This is a genomic window from Paenibacillus sp. LBL (assembly GCF_029893715.1).
GTDB classification, from domain to species: Bacteria; Bacillota; Bacilli; order Paenibacillales; family Paenibacillaceae; genus Paenibacillus_AQ; species Paenibacillus_AQ glucanolyticus.
Genome location: NZ_JARXYU010000042.1, coordinates 1 through 2,610, shown reverse-complemented (window position 1 = coordinate 2,610; position 2,610 = coordinate 1). Strand labels below are relative to the sequence as shown.

Below are 2,610 nucleotides of genomic sequence, written 5' to 3'. Positions count from 1 at the left end.
CATTTCAGTGCGACACGTTACTCTATAAGTGCCTAATGGTATGAAAAGAGTGGGTTCTTATCAAATAAAAAGAATAACAACTGATTATTCGAAGGAAGGAATGAAAGCCTTCATGTTGAGCTTAAACTTCCTACCTAATACTCCTACAAGCAGAAACAAGAGATAGCTTGTCTCTGTTTGAAGCTAGGTGAAGTCGGCTGAATCGGGCCTAAGTTTCTCTTTGAGAAATATGGTCTGAAATAGGTCGGGGTGCTGAAAAGCGCGTCATGGTGAGAATGTTACACAAGTAACTGACCAAGCGATGAATGTACGGGTCTAGAGGTATAACAATTCGAAAGAATTGTGCTGCACTAGCAGCGTAAACTACCGAAAAGTAAGATTTGAAGTTATGAAATTCGGGATACCTAACAAAGAGGGTATAAGGTTTACAGGCTTATAGTCGCCACCTAAAACGCGCATGGATAGCTAGAATAATCGGAACGTGGAAAGCAAGAGACATTTATACAACTCCGTTGTTAAACCTCTATCAAGGGAATGGTTCATGGCAACATGATTTACTCTTGTGAGAGTAGGGGCACAGTACCTATGAAAGAATGGAAACATTCCGGAGGGATAGCCCCAAGCCTTATAAATTTAAGTTAAATTACTCAAGTTGCAGATGATCGGTCAGGTAAGAAAGTGGGAAACAACTTTTCAAGGAGTTGTCCACAATCATCACATATTTGCGATACGCTGAATACTACGGGATGCAATCGATCTTTGATACTCTTTACCTTAAAAGTAAAGAAGGTTGCTCGTTTAACAGGCTATATGAACTGATTACTTCTGATAATAATATACTTCTAGCCTATCGAATGATTAAAAGCAACAAAGGATCAAAGACTCAAGGCACTGATCAATTTAGCATTGATGATTTCAATAGCTACAGTCAGGATGAATTCATCAATACGATTCGTAAAACACTTGATCACTATAAACCGAAACTAGTCAGACGTGTCTTCATCCCGAAACCCAATGGCGATAAACGACCATTAGGTATTCCTAGTATGCTGGACAGATTAATACAGCAAATGGTCAAGCAAGTTTTAGAACCTATCTGTGAAGCAAAGTTTTATAAGCATAGTTATGGATTCAGGCCTCTAAGAAGCACGCATCATGCAAAGTCAAGATGCGATACATTAATTAACAACGCCCAACTCCACTTTGTTGTTGATATCGATATAAAAGGCTTCTTTGATAACGTAAACCATACACTGCTTCTTAAACAACTTTGGAATATAGGGATTAAAGACCGGAGAGTACTGGCCATTATAGGAAAAATGTTGAAGGCACCCATTGAAAAGGAAGGAATACCTCGTAAAGGTACACCGCAAGGTGGAATTCTCTCTCCCTTATTATCCAACATAGTACTTAATGACTTGGATCACTGGGTTGCAGGGCAATGGGAAAATTTTAAAACCAAACATCCTTACACACAAAGAAATAAATATGCCGCCCTGAAGAGGACAAAACTCAAAGAGGGCTTTATCGTAAGGTATGCTGATGACTTTAAGATCTTTGCCAGAACCTCACAAGACGCCTATAAATGGTACCATGCAGTAAAACAATACCTTAAAGAACGACTTAAACTAGATGTCTCTCCAGAGAAATCAATGGTCATAAATCTGCGCAAGAAATCATCCAATTTCTTGGGCTTTAAGTTTAAGGCCGTTCCTAAAGGCAAAAAGCATGTTGCTCATAGTTTCATCTCTGATAAGAAGAAGGATCAGATCAAGAAACGAATAAATAAATTGATCACTGAAATTAAGCTATCTCCTACTCCAAAAACGATCTCACAATGGAATAGCTTTGTCCTTGGCCTACATAACTATTTCAAATTCGCATCACATGTAAGCATGGACTTTCAGGAAATTGCCTTTCGCAAAAGTCGATTTATGTTCAATCGTCTCAAATCCATCAGTAGATACGGAAGACCAAAACGGCCGCCTCCAACATACTCTAAGTTTTATAAAAATAATAATAAAACTTGGGAGGTTGCAGGAACGCTACTCTTCCCTTTACAGGACATTTCTAAAAGTAAACCACTAAACTTCAGCCAGGAATCAACCCCGTATAATGCTGAAGCCAGAGAAAGCATTCACGTAAATCTCAAGTTTCACGTCCAAGTAGAGTTATCGAAACTAATTCGATCGGACGTCTGGGATAGGACTCTTGAATATTCCGACAATCGGCTTTCAAGGTACTCAGGAGTTCAGGGATTATGCGAAGTCACGGGTTTATTCTTACAGGCAGAAGAGGTTCATTGTCATCACTACGAACCTCTATCCCTGGGTGGCACAGATAAGTACAATAACCTATGCATTATTCACAGCGATGTACACAGGTTAGTACATGCCACAGAAGATAAAACGATTGAACATTACAAAAGTATCCTACAACTTACCGACGCTATGATTGATAAAATCAATCTCTATCGCAAAGCATGTAAACTTGTGAGCATATAACTTTAGCATATAAGGTGGAACGCCGTGTGCGGTGAAAATTGCATGCACGGTGTGGAGGAGGGGAAAAGGTGGAGATAATATCAAACCCTTACCTATTCCAATAATT

1 protein-coding gene is annotated in these 2,610 nt (G+C 39.2%); it reads left to right on the top strand.

The genetic code is table 11. The features are described 5' to 3' along the window. The first annotated feature begins 746 nt into the window (after positions 1 to 746). Positions 747 to 2,504 carry a group II intron reverse transcriptase/maturase gene (ltrA, locus tag M2277_RS31550; protein ID WP_152828223.1) on the top strand — a complete coding sequence of 586 codons (1,758 nt, stop codon included), beginning with the start codon at positions 747 to 749 and terminating at the stop codon, positions 2,502 to 2,504. Positions 2,505 to 2,610: the final 106 nt, after the last annotated feature.

What these genes read in the sequence shown, in the direction of transcription:
- ltrA (WP_152828223.1), top strand. Translation starts at nt 747, where the DNA reads ATGCAATCGATCTTTGATACTCTTTACCTTAAAAGTAAAGAAGGTTGC.